This is a genomic window from Sphingomonas epibiotica (assembly GCF_039615155.1).
Classification (GTDB): Bacteria; Pseudomonadota; Alphaproteobacteria; order Sphingomonadales; family Sphingomonadaceae; genus Sphingomonas.
In genome coordinates this window covers 93,251-112,010 of the sequence record NZ_JBDGHY010000005.1, presented here as the reverse complement: position 1 = coordinate 112,010, position 18,760 = coordinate 93,251, and the positions used below count along the sequence as shown (strand labels likewise).

17 protein-coding genes are annotated in these 18,760 nt (G+C 66.2%); 13 read left to right on the top strand and 4 right to left on the bottom strand.

Translation table 11 applies throughout. The annotated features are described in order from the left end of the window. Positions 1 to 54 precede the first annotated feature (54 nt). Both AAIO73_RS11485 and AAIO73_RS11480 read left to right on the top strand, forming a co-directional pair. The gene (locus tag AAIO73_RS11485) at positions 55 to 843 is read left to right on the top strand and encodes an arginyltransferase (protein WP_345878211.1); all 789 of its coding nucleotides are present in this window, start codon (positions 55 to 57) and stop codon (positions 841 to 843) included. Continuing rightward, positions 840 to 1,253 carry a hypothetical protein gene (locus AAIO73_RS11480; protein ID WP_345878210.1) on the top strand — a complete coding sequence of 138 codons (414 nt, stop codon included), beginning with the start codon at positions 840 to 842 and terminating at the stop codon, positions 1,251 to 1,253. The genes AAIO73_RS11485 and AAIO73_RS11480 overlap by 4 nt, the downstream gene beginning before the upstream one ends. Positions 1,254 to 1,468: 215 nt before the next feature. Here AAIO73_RS11480 and ykgO read toward each other — a convergent pair whose 3' ends face one another. Beyond that, positions 1,469 to 1,594, bottom strand: a complete 126-nt coding sequence (gene ykgO, locus AAIO73_RS11475; protein ID WP_055755695.1) for a type B 50S ribosomal protein L36 — start codon at positions 1,592 to 1,594, stop codon at positions 1,469 to 1,471. 190 nt (positions 1,595 to 1,784) lie between these two features. Between ykgO and AAIO73_RS11470 the strand changes: the two genes are divergently transcribed. The 6 genes from AAIO73_RS11470 (at position 1,785) to AAIO73_RS11445 (ending at position 6,889) form a co-directional block, all read left to right on the top strand. Then, on the top strand, positions 1,785 to 2,399 hold the full coding sequence (locus AAIO73_RS11470; RefSeq protein WP_345878199.1) for a DUF4136 domain-containing protein: 615 nt from the start codon (positions 1,785 to 1,787) through the stop codon (positions 2,397 to 2,399). Then, positions 2,396 to 3,508, top strand: coding sequence for a M14 family metallopeptidase (locus AAIO73_RS11465; protein WP_345878197.1), 1,113 nt, complete (start codon positions 2,396 to 2,398; stop codon positions 3,506 to 3,508). The genes AAIO73_RS11470 and AAIO73_RS11465 overlap by 4 nt, the downstream gene beginning before the upstream one ends. Further along, the gene (locus AAIO73_RS11460; protein ID WP_345878195.1) at positions 3,505 to 3,960 is read left to right on the top strand and encodes a GNAT family N-acetyltransferase; all 456 of its coding nucleotides are present in this window, start codon (positions 3,505 to 3,507) and stop codon (positions 3,958 to 3,960) included. The genes AAIO73_RS11465 and AAIO73_RS11460 overlap by 4 nt, the downstream gene beginning before the upstream one ends. A gap of 36 nt (positions 3,961 to 3,996) precedes the next feature. Then, a complete protein-coding gene (gene gpmA / locus AAIO73_RS11455) occupies positions 3,997 to 4,683 on the top strand; it encodes a 2,3-diphosphoglycerate-dependent phosphoglycerate mutase (protein WP_242116654.1) in 687 nt (228 codons plus the stop codon). Positions 4,684 to 5,348: 665 nt separating this feature from the next. Then, the gene (purE, locus tag AAIO73_RS11450; protein ID WP_345878193.1) at positions 5,349 to 5,834 is read left to right on the top strand and encodes a 5-(carboxyamino)imidazole ribonucleotide mutase; all 486 of its coding nucleotides are present in this window, start codon (positions 5,349 to 5,351) and stop codon (positions 5,832 to 5,834) included. Then, the gene (locus AAIO73_RS11445; RefSeq protein WP_345878191.1) at positions 5,831 to 6,889 is read left to right on the top strand and encodes a 5-(carboxyamino)imidazole ribonucleotide synthase; all 1,059 of its coding nucleotides are present in this window, start codon (positions 5,831 to 5,833) and stop codon (positions 6,887 to 6,889) included. The genes purE and AAIO73_RS11445 overlap by 4 nt, the downstream gene beginning before the upstream one ends. Positions 6,890 to 6,994: 105 nt before the next feature. On the opposite strand, the gene AAIO73_RS11440 is transcribed toward AAIO73_RS11445, so the two are convergent. Beyond that, positions 6,995 to 9,052 (bottom strand): S9 family peptidase, encoded by a 2,058-nt coding sequence (locus AAIO73_RS11440; RefSeq protein WP_345878189.1) that lies wholly within the window; start codon positions 9,050 to 9,052, stop codon positions 6,995 to 6,997. An 85-nt stretch (positions 9,053 to 9,137) separates the two neighbouring features. Here AAIO73_RS11440 and AAIO73_RS11435 point away from each other — a divergent pair, with 85 nt between their 5' ends. Continuing rightward, entirely contained in the window at positions 9,138 to 10,940 is a 1,803-nt protein-coding gene (locus AAIO73_RS11435) for a M24 family metallopeptidase (protein WP_345878188.1), read from the top strand. Here the strand turns inward: AAIO73_RS11435 and putA are convergent. Beyond that, complete coding sequence (putA, locus tag AAIO73_RS11430; protein WP_345878186.1) at positions 10,926 to 14,021, bottom strand: bifunctional proline dehydrogenase/L-glutamate gamma-semialdehyde dehydrogenase PutA; 3,096 nt, start codon at positions 14,019 to 14,021, stop codon at positions 10,926 to 10,928. The two genes, AAIO73_RS11435 and putA, sit on opposite strands and share 15 nt — an antisense overlap. 257 nt (positions 14,022 to 14,278) lie before the next feature. On the opposite strand from putA, the gene AAIO73_RS11425 reads away from it, so the two are divergent. After that, entirely contained in the window at positions 14,279 to 14,731 is a 453-nt protein-coding gene (locus tag AAIO73_RS11425) for an Lrp/AsnC ligand binding domain-containing protein (protein ID WP_345878184.1), read from the top strand. A gap of 139 nt (positions 14,732 to 14,870) precedes the next feature. Next, a complete protein-coding gene (locus AAIO73_RS11420) occupies positions 14,871 to 15,401 on the top strand; it encodes an alpha/beta hydrolase (protein WP_345878182.1) in 531 nt (176 codons plus the stop codon). Between the two features lie 405 nt (positions 15,402 to 15,806). Here the strand turns inward: AAIO73_RS11420 and AAIO73_RS11415 are convergent, their stop codons facing one another. Further along, positions 15,807 to 16,262, bottom strand: coding sequence for an Lrp/AsnC family transcriptional regulator (locus AAIO73_RS11415; RefSeq protein WP_345878180.1), 456 nt, complete (start codon positions 16,260 to 16,262; stop codon positions 15,807 to 15,809). 122 nt (positions 16,263 to 16,384) lie between these two features. Here AAIO73_RS11415 and alr point away from each other — a divergent pair, with 122 nt between their 5' ends. Continuing rightward, on the top strand, positions 16,385 to 17,494 hold the full coding sequence (alr, locus tag AAIO73_RS11410) for an alanine racemase (protein ID WP_345878179.1): 1,110 nt from the start codon (positions 16,385 to 16,387) through the stop codon (positions 17,492 to 17,494). Continuing rightward, the gene (locus AAIO73_RS11405) at positions 17,482 to 18,732 is read left to right on the top strand and encodes a D-amino acid dehydrogenase (protein ID WP_345878178.1); all 1,251 of its coding nucleotides are present in this window, start codon (positions 17,482 to 17,484) and stop codon (positions 18,730 to 18,732) included. The genes alr and AAIO73_RS11405 overlap by 13 nt, the downstream gene beginning before the upstream one ends. Positions 18,733 to 18,760: the final 28 nt, after the last annotated feature.

Here is an 18,760-nt window from a genome sequence, read left to right as displayed (position 1 = left end):
CGCCATATCTTCGGCGCTATTCCCTTCCGGCATGACTGATCGAAGGAACCCTGGGTGACCGCGCCGTTTCGTTTCCCCCGCTTCTTCGTCACCTCGCCCGCCCCCTGCCCCTATCTGCCCGGGCGGCAGGAGCGAAAGGTGTTTACCGAACTCAACGGCCCGCATGCCGACGAACTGAACGACGCGCTCGGCCGAATCGGGTTTCGTCGCAGCCAGTCGGTCGCGTATCGCCCCAGTTGCGTCGGATGCAACGCGTGCGTCTCGGTCCGGGTCGTCGCCAGCGACTTCACGATGAACGCGACCCAGCGCAAGCTGATGCGCCGCCATGCCGATCTCGACATCCGCGCGTGCAAGCCATGGGCGACCGACGAACAATTCCGCCTGCTCCGCCGCTATCTGACCGCGCGCCATCCCGGCGGCGGCATGACCAATATGGACGAAACCGACTTTGCCGACATGGTCGAACATTCGCCGGTCACGTCATGGGTCATCGAATATCGCGAGCCTGCGGTCGACGGCGTCCCCGGCCGGCTGGTCGGCGCGTGCATCACCGATGAACAGGCCGACGGACTGTCGATGGTCTACAGCTTTTTCGAAACCGATCCGGAGGCGCGCGCGGGCTTAGGCACCTTCATCATCCTCGACCATATCCGGCGTGCGCGCGCGACCGGCCTGCCCTATGTCTATCTCGGCTATTGGGTACAGGGATCGCCGCGCATGACCTACAAGACCAAGTTCCGCCCGCTGGAGATCCTCGGGCCGGCCGGCTGGACGCTGCTCGACGACGCGACGGCGGCGGCAGCGGCGGCGGTCGGATCGGCCGGCACGGCGGTCCCCGCATGATCGCGACGCTGGTCGCGCTGGCCTTCGCTACTCAGGCGGGGAGACCAATGCTCGACCAACGCCGCGTCGACCTGCTGCAATTCGAAGTCCGCCTCCCCGAAACGCTGACCCCGGCTGAGCGAACCCGCGCCGTCGCGACCTTCACCGCCGACACCCGCACGATCCGCGCCTGCCCCGACGCCGCACGGATCGCCGCGCGCTACAAGCAGGACCGAATCTTCTCCGGTACCCTCACCTCGCGCCCTAACGCACCTTATGCCGCCCTTCCCGCACCGCTCCGCGCCGAGTTGGCGAAGGTGCCGACCGGCCACGCGACCCGTCCGTTCGGGTCGGCCAGGGAGTTACGCGTGCTGATCGCCTGTTCGGCGCTCAAACTGCCGCGCCGCCCCGCGTCGCAAGGGACGATCTGACGTCGGTTCGCGCATCATTGCCCCCGCTCAGGCTAGGCCAATACACACGAACGTCGCGCCGCCTGCCCCATCGTCAGCGTCCATCGATTCCCGCCAGAGCGGAATGACGCGACAATCAAACCCCCAACGCGAAAAGGCACCCGATCCACTATCGGATCGGATGCCCTTCCAAATCACAAACCAGCACGGCCCGATCGGGCCGCACCGACCGCGGATCAGCCCTGGCGGGCCTTGAAGCGGCGGTTGGTCTTGTTGATGACGTAGATACGGCCGCGACGGCGGATCACGCGGTTGTCCCGGTGACGATCCTTGAGCGACTTCAGCGAATTGACGATCTTCATGTCACGGCTCTCAAACGGCAAAAGGGCCGCTCGCACGGCCGGAAAAGAGGCGTCCAGCTATCGCCGACCGCGCCTTTCGTCAAGAGCGGAACGGCGTTCGCAATCGAAACACCAGCGCAATGAACCCGAACGCCATCGATGCGCGTTCAAGCATGCAGCAATCAGGCGTGTCGTAAGCAAGGTGAGTCGCATGAACAAGGCGTTCGGATTCGGGTTGATGGCCGTGGCCGCGGTATTGGCGTCGGGCTGTACCACCACCGGATCGCGCGTCCGCCCGGTCGACGTCACCCGCTTTCACCTGAACCAGCCGGTCGCCCGTGGCAGCTTCTCGCTCGAACCGCTGTCGACCAACGGATCGATCAGCCCGGAATTCCAGAACTATGCCAATGCCGTTGGGCGCGAGATGGAAAAGCTCGGTTTCGTCCGCGCCGGCACCGCTCCTTCCGACCTGATCGTCGCGGTCGGCTTCACCCGCGCCACTCGTGGTTTCGTCGAGAAGCGCCCGCCGGTCTCAATCGGAGTCGGCGCGGGCGGCGGCGGCGGTGGCTGGCGCGGTGGCGGCGTGGGTCTTGGCGGCGGGGTCGGCTTCGGCATCGGCGGCGGTCAGCGCGAGGTGATCGGGACCGAGATGATGGTCCAGATCCGCCGCCGCAGCGACGGCACGACCATCTGGGAAGCACGCGCGATCACCGATTCGCTCGAAAACACGCCGGGTGCGCAGCCGGTATTTCAGGCGGATCGTCTCGCCAACGCCATGTTCCGCAACTTCCCAGGTGAGTCGGGAATCACTACGACGGTGAAATGAGCATCATCGTCAACGCCGCGTTCGACAGCGGCAATATCCGTGTGGTCGCCATTCAGGGCGACGTGATCGACCTCGAGATCGTCGCCGACCACCTGTCCGACTTCTACCAATGGTTTCACTTCCGCGTCGGCGGTGCGCACGGCCGCACGCTGACCTTTCGGATCCTCAACGCCGGCGGATCGGCCTATGCTTTCGGCTGGCCCGGCTATCGCACCCGGATGAGCACCGACCGCATGGCATGGCGACAGGTCGGTACCGACTATGCCGACGGCGTTCTGACCTTCACCGCGACGATCGACAGCGAGTTGGCGTGGTTCGCCTATTTCGCGCCCTACACGCTTGAACGGCATGACGATCTGATCGCTCGCATCGCCGCGCAGCCCGGCGTCACGCACCGCGAACTCGGCCAGAGCCTGGACGGGCGCGCCATCGACTATCTGACCCTTGGCACCGGGCCGTTGCAGGTCTGGGCCTATGCCCGACAACATCCCGGCGAATCGATGTGCGAATGGTTCATGGAAGGATTGCTCGAACGGCTGACCGATCCGTCCGATATGGTCGCCGCCGATTTGCGGGAGCGCATGACCTTTCACTGCGTACCCAACATGAACCCCGACGGCTCCTATCGCGGCCATCTGCGCACCAATGCGGCGGGCGTGAACCTGAACCGCGAATGGCATGCTCCGTCGCTGGAACGCAGCCCCGAAGTGCTCTGCGTGCGCGACCGCATGGACGAAACCGGGGTCGACATCGCCATCGATGTCCATGGCGACGAAGCCATCCCCGCCAACTTCATCGCCGGGTACGAAGGCATTCCCAACTGGACCGACGAACACGGCGCCCGCTTCACCAGTTTCGGTGCGGCATGGGCGGCGGCGACGCCCGAATTCCAGACGAAGCTAGGCTATCCCATTTCGGCGGCGGGTCAGGCTAACCTCTCAATGTCGACCAACCAGCTTGCCAACCGGTTCGGCGCGCTCTGCATGACGCTGGAAATGCCGTTCAAGGATCACGACCCGAATCCTGACCACGAGTTCGGCTGGTCGCCCGAACGATCGAAGCGGCTGGCGCATAGCTGGCTGGAGGTGCTGGCGGATTTTACCCGGTGATCGTTCGCGACGGTGGGCTCGACCAACCGGCGACGGCGGCACTGCTGAAGGCGCATCTCGCCGACATGCACGCATCGTCGCCGCCGGACAGCGTCTATGCGCTCGACCTGTCCGGTCTTGCGGCTCCCGACATCGCCTTCTTCACCGCATGGGATGGCGACACACTGCTCGGCTGCGGCGCGCTGCGGACGCTAAGTGGCGGTGATGGCGAAATCAAATCGATGCGGACCGATCCGGCCGCACGCGGGCGCGGTGTGGCACAGGCGATCCTTGACCACATCATTGCGACCGCTCGCGCCGCCGGCATCACCCGGCTTCTGCTCGAAACCGGAACCGGCCCGATGTTCGACGCCGCGCACCGCTTATATGCCCGCAACGGCTTCGTTCCCTGCCCGCCGTTCGGCGACTATGTCGCGACCGACTTCAACCGGTTCCTCTCCCGCCCGCTTTGAGCTAGGCGCACGCACAACCACAGCAACGGAGGTTTCATGCCCACGCTCGTCCTGATCCGCCATGGCCAGTCCGCCTGGAACCTCGAAAACCGCTTCACCGGCTGGTGGGACGTCAACCTGACCGAAAAGGGCGAGGGCGAAGCCAAGGCGGCGGGTGAGCTGCTCGCTGAAAAGGGGCATGATTTCGACCTCTGCTTCACCAGCTATCAGACGCGCGCGATCAAGACGCTGAACCTCGCGCTCGAGGCGATGGGCCGTCTTTGGCTGCCGGTCGAGAAGGACTGGCGCCTGAACGAGCGTCACTATGGCGGCCTGACCGGTCTGGACAAGGCCGAGACAGCGGCAAAGCATGGCGACGAACAGGTCAAGATTTGGCGCCGCAGTTTCGACGTCCCGCCACCCCTGCCCGAAGCCGACAGCCCGTGGGATCTGTCGGCCGACCGCCGCTATGCCGGCATCGCTATCCCGCAGACCGAAAGCCTGAAGGACACGATCGACCGCGTCCTTCCCTATTGGGAAAGCCGCATTGCCCCCGAACTGAAAGCGGGCAAGCGCGTCCTGATCTCGGCCCACGGCAACTCGCTGCGCGCGCTGGTCAAGCATCTGTCGGGCATTCCCGATGACGAGATCACCGGGTTGGAAATCCCGACCGGCCAGCCGATCGTCTACGAACTGGCTGACGACCTGACCCCGACCGACCGCTATTATCTCAGCGAGCGGTAAGCTACTGTGAATCAAGGCCCTCCGTTCGTGCTGAGTAGGGGCTGAGCTAGTCGAAGACCCGTATCGAAGCACCTCCCCGTAGCGGTCCTTCGATACGCCGCTTCGACAAGCTCAGCGGCTACTCAGGACGAACGGATTTGAGGCGGCAATCTTTTCGCCAGATTGCTCTTCATATTCCTCCTCCCGTTCGGTTCGAGCAGCTTCGAGCGAAGTCGAGAAGAGGGACAGGTGAACCATGCCCCGCATGGTTCAGGGCTGTCCGGGGGACAATCCGACCTGTCCCTCGTCGAGAACGCCCCGTTTGGGCACCCCCTTCTCGACTACGGTTCTCGACAGGCTCGAAGCAAATGGGAGGGCGTTATTTGGAATGTGGCGTAGCAGGCGGACACAAACGCCTTTCCTACACGCCCCACCCCCGCCAAACTCCCTACCGGCCCCGCACCCGGCCCGCGCTCCTTGACACCGCCGCCCCGCCCGTCACGCAAACCGCGCACGAGTGTGAACTTCGTGAACTTTGGCCTTCCCCGCGCCGACCCGACAAACTCGCCACTAGTGTGAACTTCGTGAACTTTGCCCACTGAATATGCCCGTACGGCATCCTTGCGCTTGCCCTGTTTCCGCCCCTTCCCTAAGCAGCGCCCTCCCCCACGCGGTACGGGCAGACAATGAACGACGCACCATTGGTCGGCATCATCATGGGCAGCACTTCCGATTGGGAGACGATGCGCCACGCCGCCGAAACCCTCACCAAACTCGGCGTGCCGCATGAGACGAAGGTCGTCTCGGCGCACCGCACCCCCGCCCGCCTAGTCGACTATGCCACCAATGCGGTCGCACGCGGGCTGAAGGTCGTGATCGCCGGGGCCGGCGGTGCCGCCCATCTGCCCGGCATGGTCGCGTCGATGACCCGCCTTCCCGTGCTGGGCGTGCCGGTCGAATCGCATGCACTGAAGGGCATGGATAGCCTGCTCTCGATCGTGCAGATGCCCGGCGGCGTCCCGGTCGGAACGCTGGCGATCGGCAAGGCGGGTGCGATCAATGCGGGCCTGCTCGCCGCCTCGATCCTCGCCACCGCCGACGATGCGCTGGCCGACCGGCTCGACGCATGGCGCACCGCGCAGACCGATAGCGTGGCGATCGATCCGCAATGACCCCGCTGCCCCCCGGATCGACGATCGGCATCATCGGATCGGGCCAGCTTGGCCGGATGATCGGCGTCGCCGCCGCGCAGCTCGGCTATCGCATTCATGTCTACGCCCCCGACAGCGGGCCGGCCAACGACATCGCCTTCGCGCATAGCCGCGGCGACTATGACGATATCGACGCTCTCCGCGCCTTTGCGCGCCATGTCGACGTCGTCACCTACGAGTTCGAAAACATCGCCGCCGCCCCGATCGAGGCGCTGGGCGACAAGGTCCGTCCATCGGCCCGCTCACTCGCCGTCGCGCAGGACCGCGTCCGGGAGAAGAGCTTCGTCGAGGCATTGGGCGGCCGCCCGGCACGCTGGGCGGAAGTGCCAGACCGCACGTCGCTGGACGAGGCGATCCGCACCGTCGGCTGCCCGGCGGTGCTCAAGACCAGCCGCTTCGGCTATGACGGCAAGGGGCAGGCACGGCTGATGTCGGCCGACGATGCCAGCGCGGCATGGCTGGCGATTGGCGGTGGCCCGGCCATCCTCGAAGCGTTCGTCGACTTCGATCAGGAATTCTCCGTCGTCCTCGCCCGCGCCATCGACGGCGCGGTCGCGCTTTACCCGCCGCCCGCCAATGTTCACAAGGACGGCATCCTCGATACCTCGACCGTCCCCGCCCCCTCGATCGAACCATGGCGTGCCGAGGCTGAGGCGCTGGCGTGCAAGGTCGCCAACGCGCTTGGCCATGTCGGCGTACTGACCCTCGAATTCTTCTGCGGCGCCGATGGCGCGGTGTTCAACGAAATGGCCCCGCGCGTTCACAATTCGGGTCACTGGACGATCGAGGGTGCCGAGACCTCGCAGTTCGAAAACCATGTCCGCGCCGTGCTCGGCCTCCCGCTCGGCGGCACCGACCTGACGGCATCGCGCGTCGAAATGACCAACCTGATCGGCGACGATGTCGATGCGTGGCAGGCGCTGCTCACCGAACCAGGCGCGCACCTCCACCTCTACGGCAAGAACGAAGCCCGCCCCGGCCGCAAGATGGGCCATGTGACGCGGGTGACGCGCTAACAGCTCCTCCCCGCTGCGCGGGGAGGGGGACCGCCGCGAAGCGGTGGTGGAGGGGGATTGCCTCGCAGCGCAGCGCTGGTGGATACCCCCCCATACCGAGGCGGACTACCCCTCGACCCCCAACTGCCACAGCACGAACGCCATCTCCTCGGCCGCCTCTCGCAAACTCTCCCACCGCCCCGACTTGCCACCATGGCCAGCACCCATATTCGTCTTGAGCAGCAGCACATTGTCGTCGGTCTTGCTGGCGCGCAGCCGCGCCGCCCACTTGGCCGGCTCCCAATAGGTCACCCGCGGATCGTTCAGCCCGCCCGAAATGAACACCGGCGGATAGGCCTGCGCAGCTACATTGTCGTAGGGGCTGTACGACCGGATCAGCTCGAACGCCGCCTTGTCCTCGATCGGATTGCCCCATTCCGGCCATTCGCCTGGCGTCAACGGCAGGCTGTCGTCGAGCATGGTATTCAGCACGTCGACGAACGGCACGCTCGCCACCACCGCGCCCCATAGCTCGGGGTCGGAGTTCATCACCGCCCCCATCAGCTCGCCGCCCGCCGATCCGCCGGCGATCGCGATCTTGCCCTCGTCGGTAAAGCCCAGCTCGATCAGCCCCTTCGCCACATCGACGAAGTCGTTGAAGGTGTTGGTCCGCTTCTCCAGCTTCCCGTCCAGATACCATTGCTGGCCCAGATCGTCGCCGCCCCGGATATGCGCGATGGCGAACGCCATGCCCCGGTCGAGGAACGACATGCGGCTGGTCGAGAAGCCCGGCGGGATCGCATAGCCATAGGCACCATAGCTGTAGAGATAGAGCTTACCCGTCCCGTCGCGTGGGTAATCCTTGGGATACACCACGGAGCACGGGATCGCCGTCCCGTCGCGCGCGGTAATATGCAGCCGCTCGGTCGCGTACTTGTCCGGATCATAGCCTGACGGGATCGTCTGCACCTTGCGGACGGTCAGTTCGCCGCTCGCCACGTCATAGTCATAGACGGTCCCCGGCGTGACCATCGATTCATAGCCGAGCCGCAAGGTATCGACGTCATATTCGGGGTTGTCGCCCAGCCCGACGACATAGCTCGCCTCCGGAAACGCGATCGGCCGCGCCGGTCCGCCGGCGTAGTCGTGCAGCCGGATTTGATCGAGGCCGTCGAGCCGCCCCTCGACCACGAACAGCTTCGCGAAGGTCGTGACCCCGGTCATGTAAAAATGCGGGTCGGCCGCGATCAGCTCCTGCCAGTCGTCGGGCCGCTCCAGCGGCGCGGTCGCCAGCCGGAAGTTCGGATGGGTGTCGTTGGTGTGGATGAACAGCGTGCCGTCATGCTCCTCCACGTCGTACTCGACATGCTCCTCGCGTGCCCGGACGAGGATGGGTTCGGCGGTCGGATCGTCGGCGGGGATCAGCCGTACCTCGCTGGTGACGTGATCACCCGCCGAAATGACGAGGAACCCCCGCGACTGGGTCTCGCCGACCGACACCCGCCAGCCCTCATCGGCCTCGTGATACAGCTCGATATCCTGCTCGATCGCCGACCCGATGCGGTGCAGTCGGGCATTGTCGGTCCGCCATTGCTCGTTGGCAAGGCCGTAGAGAAACCCGCTCGAATCCGCCGTCCACACCAGCTCGGACAGCGTCCCCGGGATCACGTCGGGGAGCAACTCGCCGGTCGTCAGGTCCTTGACCCGCGCCTCGAACCGCTCGCCACCGTCATCGTCGATCGCATAGGCGAGCAGCCGACCATCGGGGCTGACCGACAGCGCACCCAGCCGGAAATATTCCTTGCCCTTCGCCAGCGCCGGCTCGTCGAGGATCAGTTCGTCCGCACCGCCCGCCACGGGCTTGCGCCACCAGCGACGATACTCGCCACCGGTCTCGAAATCGGACCAGTACCACCAGTCGCCATCGCGCTGCGGCACCGTCGCATCGTCTTCCTTGATCCGCGCCCGCATCTCGGTGAACAGCGTGTCGATCAGCGGCTGATGCGGCTGCATCACCGCGTCGAAATAGTCGTTCTCGGCCTTCAGATAGGCGAGCACCTCTTCATCCTCGACCGTCGGATAGTTCGGGTCGCGCAACCATGCCCATGGATCGTCGACGACGATGCCATGGTGTTCGAAGGTGTGGGCACGTTGTTCGGCGATCGGCGGAATGGGCTTGGTCATAGGACGCCCATGTGGGGCGAGCCGAAGCGGAAGTCGAGTTCACTTGTGCTTTTGCCGCGCGGTCGCGGCTGGTAACGACGCCGCCATGACCAACTACCACGAACGCCTCTCCGCGCTCCGCGCCCATCTCGCCACGCTGGACCTCACCGGGTTCGTCGTACCGCTGACCGACGAACATATGAGCGAATATGTCGGCGACTATGCACAGCGGCTTGCCTGGCTGACCGGGTTCAAGGGGTCGGCGGGCAGCGCGGTGGTGCTGCGCGATACGGCGGCAATGTTCACCGACGGGCGCTACACGCTGCAGGTCCGCGAACAGGTCGACGCCACCGACTGGCAGTTCGTACAGGTGCCGGCGACGTCTATGACCGACTGGCTGCGCGGCGCGGTGCAGGCCGGCGACCGGATCGGTTATGACCCGTGGCTGGCGACGGTCGATTGGGTCGCATCGGCCGGCGCGGCGCTGGCCGATGCGGGTGCCGAACTCGTGGCGGTCGATAGCAATCCGATCGATGCGCTGTGGCTCGATCGCCCCGCCCCCTCGCCCGCGCCGATGTGCGTGCAGGACGACGCGCTGACCGGCCGCCCCTCCGCCGAAAAGCGTGCGGCGATCGGCGAATGGCTGGCCGAACGGCGGGCGGATGCGGTGATTCTGTCGGCGCTCGATTCGATCGCGTGGACGTTCAACGTGCGCGGCACCGACGTCGCGCATACCCCGGTCGCGCTTAGCTATGCGATCGTTCATGCCGATGGCACCGCCGAGTTGTTCGCGGCACCGGGTAAGGTCGGCGACGATGTAATCCGTCATCTCGGCAATGCGGTGACCGTGCGGCCGATGGACGCATTCAAGGACACGCTCGGCCGGTTCGCAGGCAAGCGCGTCGCCGCCGATCCCGACCGCGCCGTGGCGGCGATCCACGAAACGCTGCGGCAGGGCGGCGCAGCGATCGTCGCCGAACGCGACCCGACAGTACTGGCCAAGGCGATCAAGAACCCGGTCGAGATTGCCGGCCATGCCGCCGCGCAGGCCCGTGACGGCGCGGCGATGGTACGCTTCCTGAAATGGTTCGAGGAAACCGCACCCTCGGGCACGCTCACCGAATTGTCGGCATCCGACCGACTGGCGGCGATCCGGGCCGAAACCGGGCTGCTCCGCGACCTGTCGTTCGATACGATCAGCGCGACCGGCGCCCATGCAGCCAGCCCGCATTACAAGGCGTCGGTGGAGAGCGACGCCGCGATCCTGCCGGGCCAGCTCTATCTGATCGATTCGGGCGGCCAATATGCCGACGGCACCACCGACATCACCCGCGTCATGCCGGTGGGGGCGGTGTCGGACGAGATGCGCGACCGCTTCACCCGCGTTCTGAAGGGGCATATCGCGATCGATACCGCCATCTTCCCCGACGGCACGTTGGGCGGGCATATCGACGGCTTCGCCCGGCGTCCGCTCTGGGAAGTCGGCCTCGACTATGCTCATGGCACCGGCCACGGCATCGGCAGCTTTTTGTCGGTGCATGAAGGACCGCAACGGATCGGCGCACCCAATTATCCGGGCGGCGGGCCGATGGAGCCGCTGCGTGCGGGCATGATGCTGTCGAACGAGCCGGGCTATTACAAGGCCGGCGAGTATGGCATCCGCATCGAGAATCTGCTGCTGGTGGTCGAGCGCGACATGCCCGATGGGGACCTGCCGATGCTGGGATTCGAGACGCTGACCTTCGTGCCGATCGAGCGGACGCTGATCGTGCCTGCACTGCTGACCGATAGCGAACGGGCGTGGGTCGATGCCTATCACGCCCGCGTCGCCGACCTGCTGACGCCGCTGCTCGATATGGAGACAGCGGCGTGGGTCGCGGCGAAGTGCGCGCCGTTACAGGTTGAGTAGCGCGGGGTCGCCGCCCTTCGCCATGATGTTGATCGACGTCGATCGTTCGGCGGCATAGCGGAGCAGCGCGTCGGGTCCGCCTGCCTTCGGGCCGGTGCCCGACAGTCCTTCGCCGCCGAACGGCTGAACGCCGACGACCGCGCCGATGATCGAGCGGTTGACGTAGACATTGCCTGCCGGAACCAGCGCCGCAACCTCTTCGGCGAACCGGTCGATACGGCTGTGGATGCCGAGCGTCAGGCCATAGCCGCGCGCCGCCAGCTTCCCCGCGACGTTCGGCAGGTCGGCTGGGTCGTAGCGATAGATGTGCAGGACGGGGCCGAACACCTCGCGTTCGAGGAAGTCGGGACTGGGCACTTCGGCGATGACCGGCGCGAAATAGGTACCGCGCGCGTCCCAGCCGCGCGGGTCGGCGCGGAACAGGATTTTCGCCTCGCGCTCAAGCCGTTCGACATGGGCGTTCAGTGCATCGCGAGCATCGGCGTCGATCACCGGGCCAATATCGGTCGCGGGATCGGACGGGTCACCGATCACCATACAACCGGCTGCACCGACCAGCGTCTCGATCACCGCATCGGCGGTATCCTTGGGAAGATAAAGCAGACGCAGCGCCGAGCAGCGCTGTCCCGCCGAACCGAAGGCCGACAGGAGGACGTCGTCGACGACCTGTTCGCGCAGGGCGCTGGTGTCGACGAACAGGCCGTTCAGGCCGCCAGTTTCGGCGATAAAGGGGAGGATCGGGCCGTTGCGGTTGGCCAGGGTGCGGTTGATCGCCCAAGCGGTGTCGGTGCCGCCGGTGAAGGCGACGCCGGCGATCGACGGGTGCGCGACCAGTGCCACACCGACCTCGCTACCCTCACCGGGGAGCAGTGCGAGCAGGTCGGGATCGAGGCCCGCGGCGTGGAACAGGCGGACGGCTTCGTACGCAATTAGAGGGGTTTGTTCGGCGGGTTTGGCGAGGACGGCGTTGCCGGCGGCAAGCGCAGCGGCGACCTGGCCGGTGAAGATCGCGAGGGGGAAATTCCACGGGGAGATGCAGACGAAGACGCCGCGACCATGGAGTTCGATCTGGTTCACCTCCCCCACCGGACCCGGCAGCACGGTCGGGCCGGCGAAGCGGGTTTCGGCCAAGAGCGCGTAATAGCGGCAGAAATCGATCGCTTCGCGGACCTCGGCGACGGCGTCGTTGAGGGTCTTGCCGGCTTCGGCGGACAGGATGGCGATCAGGCGATCCATCTGCGCGTCGAGGGCGTCGGCCATGGCGCGCAGCACCTTGCCGCGACCGATGCCGCCGAGGGCATTCCACCGGGGTTGGGCGGTGCGGGCGATGGTCGCGGCGTGGTCGATTTCGCTGGAGGTGGCGGGACTTACCGAGCCGATGGTGCGGCTGTGATCGACCGGGCTGACCATCGGTGCCGCACCGGCGCCAGGGGTCGATTTTCCGCCGATCAGGGGGGTGGCGTGGATGTTGGCGAAGGTGTCACGTACCGATGCCGCCCGGGCGCGGACGGTGGCGATGGAATAGTCGCGGCCGAGGGGGTTGGCGCGGCCGGGATAGATGTCGGATGGGGACGGGAGGCGCGGATGTTGACGCGGGGTTGCCGCCACCGCCGCGACGGGGTCCGCCACCAACTGCGCAGCCGGGACTTCCTCGTCGAGCAGCGCGTTGACGAAGCTGCTGTTCGCGCCGTTTTCGAGCAGGCGGCGTACCAGATAGGGGAGCAGTTCCTCATGCCCGCCAACTGGGGCATAGGCACGCAGGATCAATTTGTTATCACCACTTCCTGACGCGGCGCGATACAGCCCCTCGCCCATGCCGTGCAGGCGCTGATGCTCGATCGTGACGCCCGCGCGCGCCGCCATGTGCCGCACCGCCATCAGGCTATGCGCGTTATGCGTCGCGAATTGCGGGTAGAGGGCGGGGGCGGCGGCGATCAACTTATGCCCGCAGACCAGATAGGAAAGGTCGGTCGCGGCCTTCGACGTGAACACCGGATAGCCCGGATGCCCGGCGATCTGCGCGCGCTTGACCTCACTGTCCCAATAGGCGCCCTTGACCAATCGGACCATGATCCGCCGCCCGGTATCGCGCGCCAGCCGCTCCAGCCCGTCGATGACCCCGCGCGCGCGCTTGCCATAAGCCTGCACGACGACGCCGAGCCCGGTCCAGTCCCCCAGTTCCGCCTCGCGCGCCAACCGGTCGATCAGCTTCAGCGACAAGGCGAGCCGATCCGCCTCCTCCGCGTCGATCGCGAGGTTGAGGTTGTGGCGGGCACCGATCAGCGCGAGCCGCTTGATGCGCGGGTAGAGATCGGCGAACACGTCGTTCTCACGCACCGCTTCGTAGCGCGGGCACAGCGCCGACAGCTTGACCGAAACACCATGCCCCTGTTCGGGTGTGCTGCCCGGCGCGCGGGCGCGACCGACCGCGTCGATCGCGGCGGCGTAGATGCGTTCGTAGCGATCGGCATCGGCGAGGGTCCGCGCCCCCTCCCCCAACATGTCGAACGAACAGAGATAGCCTTCCTTCGCAGCGCGCTTCAGCGCGGCTTCGATGGTGGCACCCAGCACGAACTGGTCGCCCATGATGCCGACAGCCGCCGCCAAGGCGCGGCGGATGACCGGCTCGCCGAGTCGCCCCGCCAGCCGCCGGATCGTTTCGCCGATGCCGGCCGGCCCTTCGTCGCCGACCAGCTTGCCGGTCAGGGTCAGGCCGATGGTCGAGGCGTTGACGAACAGGCTGGACGACTGGCCGAGATGCGCCGCCCAATCGGCGGTGCCGACCTTCTCGGCGATCAGACGGTCACGGGTCGCGGCGTCGGGAGTGCGCAGCAATGCTTCGGCAAGGCACATCAGCGCCAGCCCCTCCTGCGTGCCGAGCGAGAATTGCTGGAGGAAACCTTCGACCACGCCTGGCTTGGCAGCGGCGGCGCGGGTGCGTTCGACCAGCTTCGCCGCCTTGTCGACGATCTCGCTGCGGTCGGACTGGGTCAGCGGCACCTGTGCCAGCAATTGCGGCAGCAGGACGCTTTCGTCGGTGAACTTGTCAGCGTCCAGGGCATCCCAGTCGATCGCGGGCATTCGTCTCTCCGTATGGCGGTTCCTCGGTATATCGTCAGATGCGACGAAGGTGTTTCGTATCATTGCCAGGCTGACCGATGATTCTCAGCCGTTCGCGGCGTTGATCGCCATAATATTCGCCTTACAACCTCATTCCGGCGGGGGCCGGGCGTTCAGGTTCGTGAGATGCCGAGACCGTCGAGTTTGTGGCCCGGTGGATTCCGGCCTTCGCGGGGATGACGATTGGGGGCTGTTTGCGCCCAAGCTAAGGACGTTCGATGGACCAGACTGATCGCAAGTTGCTCCGCGTGCTGCAGGCGGACGGGCGCATCACCAACCAGGCGCTGGCCAGCCAGTGCGGCATCTCGCCAGCCGCCTGTTTCGAACGGATAAGGCGGTTGCGGGAGAGCGGGGTCATTCGCGGCTATGCGGCGCTGCTCGACCCGGCAAAGCTCGACCGGTCGTTGCTGGTCTTTATCGAAGTACTGCTCGACCGCACCACCGACGACGTCTTCACCGCATTCGCCTACCATGTCCGCGATCTGCCGGAAGTTTTGGAATGTCATATGGTTGCGGGCGGTTTCGATTATCTGTTGAAAGTCCGCATGGCCGATATGGACGCGTATCGTGCGTTTCTGGGTCGGACGCTGACGACCGTGCCGGGCGTGCGCGAGACGCGGACCTATGCAGTGCTGGAAGAAGTGAAGTCGACGACGGCACTGCCATTGTGAACCACCGTTGGTTGCGAACGGTGGCAAGGCGTTTCACGGTCGCGAAGCGTCGCTTCGTCGCCCTGCAAGCTTTGCGCTGTTGCGCCGGTTCGGCGCTGTGTTAGCTTTCCTGTCGAGATCCTGAACGGGAGTCGAAACCATGGTCGCCACCGCCGCTGTCCGCTGTTCGGTCCTTGCCCTGTCCGACGGACCGCCGCCGCCTGCGCTGGGCGAGGCGATCGAGCGGTTGCGCGCGACGCTGCTGCCGCTCGGCCGGCAGACCCATGCCGATCGCAATTTGCTCGGCGCGCGGATCGACCGTTTTGTCGGCGACGCGGATCGGCAGGTGATCCTGTTGGCGCATGGCGCCGGGTGTCGCGCGGCGGCGTGGTGGGCGCGGCTGTCGCCATCCCATTATGTGCAGCGTGTCGCGGGCGCGATCCTGGTCGACCCGACGAAGGACGTCGGCACGGATCGGTTTGCGTCGCCAGCGACGTTGCTGCCGTTCCGGTCGGTGACGGTCGACCGGTCGGGCGAGATCGAGGCGCTGGCACGCGAATGGGGCAGTGAATTGCTGGCACCCGAAAATGCGGTGCGCGGTGGTGGCCTGCTTGGCCTGATCGAGCGGCTGAGCGGCGCTGTGGTTGCGCATGACGTGCGGACGGCGGAGAAACTGGCACGGTTGCGATAGGGAACTCTTACCTTTCCTCCTCCCGTTCGATTCGCGCGCAGGTTCGAGCCTGTCGGTAACCGTAGTCGAGAAGGGGTTCCCCAAACCGGGCGTTCTCGACGAGGGGCAGGTCGGATTGTCCCCCGGAAAACCCTGAACCATGCGGGGCATGGTTCACCTGTCCCTCTTCTCGACAAGCTCGAAGCTGCTCGAACCAAACGGGTTGGGGTCGAAGGGTTGCTAAGCCCTCCGTTCGTGCTGAGTAGCGGCTGAGCCTGCCGAAGACCCGTATCGAAGCACCCGCCACCAAGGGTCCTTCGATACGCCATTCCGACAGGCTCAATGGCTACTCAGGACGAACGGGATGCGCGTACGAACGGGGCGTGCACGAACGGTCCGCGCGCACGGGCGGAGTTAGCCTACCCCCTACCCCCGCCGCCTTGGCATCAGCGCATTGCGCATCGCGAAGCTCGAATTGATCCGCGTCACCCCCGGCAGGCGCGACAGGATATCGGTGTGCAGCGCCTCGTACGCGGCCGCCGACTCCACCGCAACGCGCAGCCAATAATCGGACTGGCCGGTCATCAGCCAGCATTCCTGAATTTCGGCGTGGCGGCGCACCGCCGCTTCGAACCGGGAAAGATACTCCTCGGTCTGGCGCTCCAACGTCACCTGTACGATGACGGTCGCACCATGATCGTGCGGGTCGGCGCGGGTGACGACGGTGTAGCCGCGAATGACGCCGGCATCCTCGAGCAGGCGGACGCGGCGCAGGCAGGCCGAGGGCGACAGGCCGACCTCCGCCGCCAGCGCATTATTGGTGCGGCGCGCGTCGAGCCGGAGGAGGTTCAGTAATTTGCGGTCGATCGCATCCAGATTCATGCAATGTTGCTTTCATGCCGCACAATGTTGCGCAAACGGACGATTATCAACGATCCTGCAACACAAACGCATAAACTGCACGCGATTCGACGCTAGGATCAGGACCGGAGACGACATCGCCCATGACGCTGACCATCGACCTGAATGCGCTGGCCGCCAATTACCGGATCGTGGCGCGGACCGTCGCGCCGGCACGCGTCGCGGGGGTGGTGAAGGCCGATGGTTATGGGTTGGGCGCGGCGCTGGTCGCAGGCGCGCTCTATGGCGTGGGCTGTCGCGATTTCTTCGTCGCGCTGACTGCCGAGGCGAGCGCGCTGCGCCCATCGCTGCCGGTCGATACGCGGCTGTTCGTGCTGAACGGGATCGCCCCCGGCGACGAAGCGGCGCTAATCGCGGCGGAGGCGGTGCCGGTGCTCAACTGCCCGGCGGATATCGCGCGCTGGGCGGCGGCGGCGCGGATCGTCGGGCGACGACTGCCGGCGGCGGTGCAGGTCGATAGCGGCATGTCGCGGCTGGGGCTTTCGCCGGGCGAGGTCGCGGCGCTGGCAGCGGACGGTGCGCCGCCGGCCGATCTCGATATCGTGCTGGTGATGAGCCATCTAGCGTGCGGCGACGAACCCGATGCGGCGGCGAATGCGGCGCAGCGGGCACGGTTCGAGCAATTGGCGGCGATGTTGCCACCCGCCCCCCGGTCGCTCGCCAATTCGGGCGGCGCATTCCTTTCGGGTGCGTTCCACAACGATCTGGTGCGGCCGGGGATCGCGCTGTACGGCGCCGCGCCGCAGATGGGGCGCGACAATCCGATGCGGCCGGTGGTGTCGCTGGACGCGCGCGTCGTCCAGTGGCGCGACGTGCCGGCCGGGACAGGCGTCGGCTATGGGTTGACCTCGGTCGCGGCGCATGACCGGCGAATCGCGACGCTGTCCTATGGCTATGCCGATGGCTGGCCGCGATCGCTGAGCAACCGGGGCGCGGCCTATGTCGGCGGCCACCGCGCGCCGATCGCCGGGCGGGTGTCGATGGACAGCATCTGCATCGACGTCACCGACGTACCGGGCGACGTGCTGGCGGCGGCGGGCCATGCCGAGCTGATCGGACCGCACCAGACGATCGACCAAGTCGCCGAGGACGCTGGCACGATCGCCTATGAACTATTGACCGGGCTGCGCCATCGCCATGCCCGCCGGATCATCGGGGTAGGGCAAGAGGGAGTGTCGCCATGCGGGTCGTGATTCTCGGCGCGGGGGTGATCGGGGTCACCTCGGCATGGTATCTGGCGCAGGCGGGCCATGAAGTCGTCGTGATCGATCGACAGGCGGGACCGGCGCTCGAAACCAGCTTCGCCAATGCCGGGGAGATTTCGCCGGGCTATGCCTCGCCCTGGGCGGCGCCGGGCATTCCGGCAAAGGCGGTGAAGTGGCTGTTCATGGAGCATGCGCCGCTGATCCTGCGCCCGCAGTTCGACATGGCGATGCTGCGCTGGCTGGTGGCGATGCTCGGCAACTGCAATGCGCGCGACTATGCGGTGAACAAGGCGCGCATGGTACGGTTGGCCGAGTATAGCCGCGACAAGCTGATCGAGCTGCGTGGCGCCACCGGCATCGCCTATGACGAGCGGTCGCGGGGGACGCTGCAGCTTTTCCGCGAGGAAAAGCAGCTTGCCGGCATCGACAAGGATATCGCGGTGCTCAAGGCGGACGGTGTCGCCTATGAAGTGCTCGACCGCGCCGGATGTATCGCGGCCGAGCCGGGGCTGGCCGGGAGCAACCAGCCGCTCGCCGGGGGGCTGCGGCTGCCGGGGGACGAGACGGGCGACTGCTTCAAATTCACCAATGCGCTGGCGCAGATGGCGGCGGATGCCGGGGTCGAGTTCCGCTTGGGGACGACGATCAAGAAGCTGGTGCGCCACGGCGACCGGATCACCGGGGTGGAGACCGATGCCGGGCCGGTGACGGGTGACGCCTATCTGGTGGCGATGGGCAGCTTTTCGCCGCAACTGGTGGCGCCATTGGGGCTGCACGTGCCGGTCTATCCGGTAAAGGGCTATTCGATCACCGTGCCGATCGTCGACGAAGCCCGAGCACCGGTGTCGACACTGCTCGACGAAAGCTACAAGGTCGCGATCACCCGGCTGGGCGACCGCATTCGCGTGGGCGGGATGGCGGAGATTTCGGGGTTCAACAACGACCTTCCCGAAGCGCGGCGCGCGACGCTCGAATATTCGCTGGGCAGCCTGTTCCCCGGCGCGGGCGATACGTCGCGGGCGAGTTTCTGGAGCGGCCTCAGGCCAATGACGCCCGACAGCACGCCGGTGGTCGGGCCGACCAGATATGGCAATCTGTTCCTCAACACCGGCCACGGGACGCTCGGGTGGACGATGGCGTGCGGGTCGGCGGCGGTGATCGCCGACCTGATGTCGGGCAGGCGCGCCGCGATCGAGACGGCGGACCTATCGATCGCGCGTTACTAGAGCCTGACCACTTGCGTGGAAGCGGTGC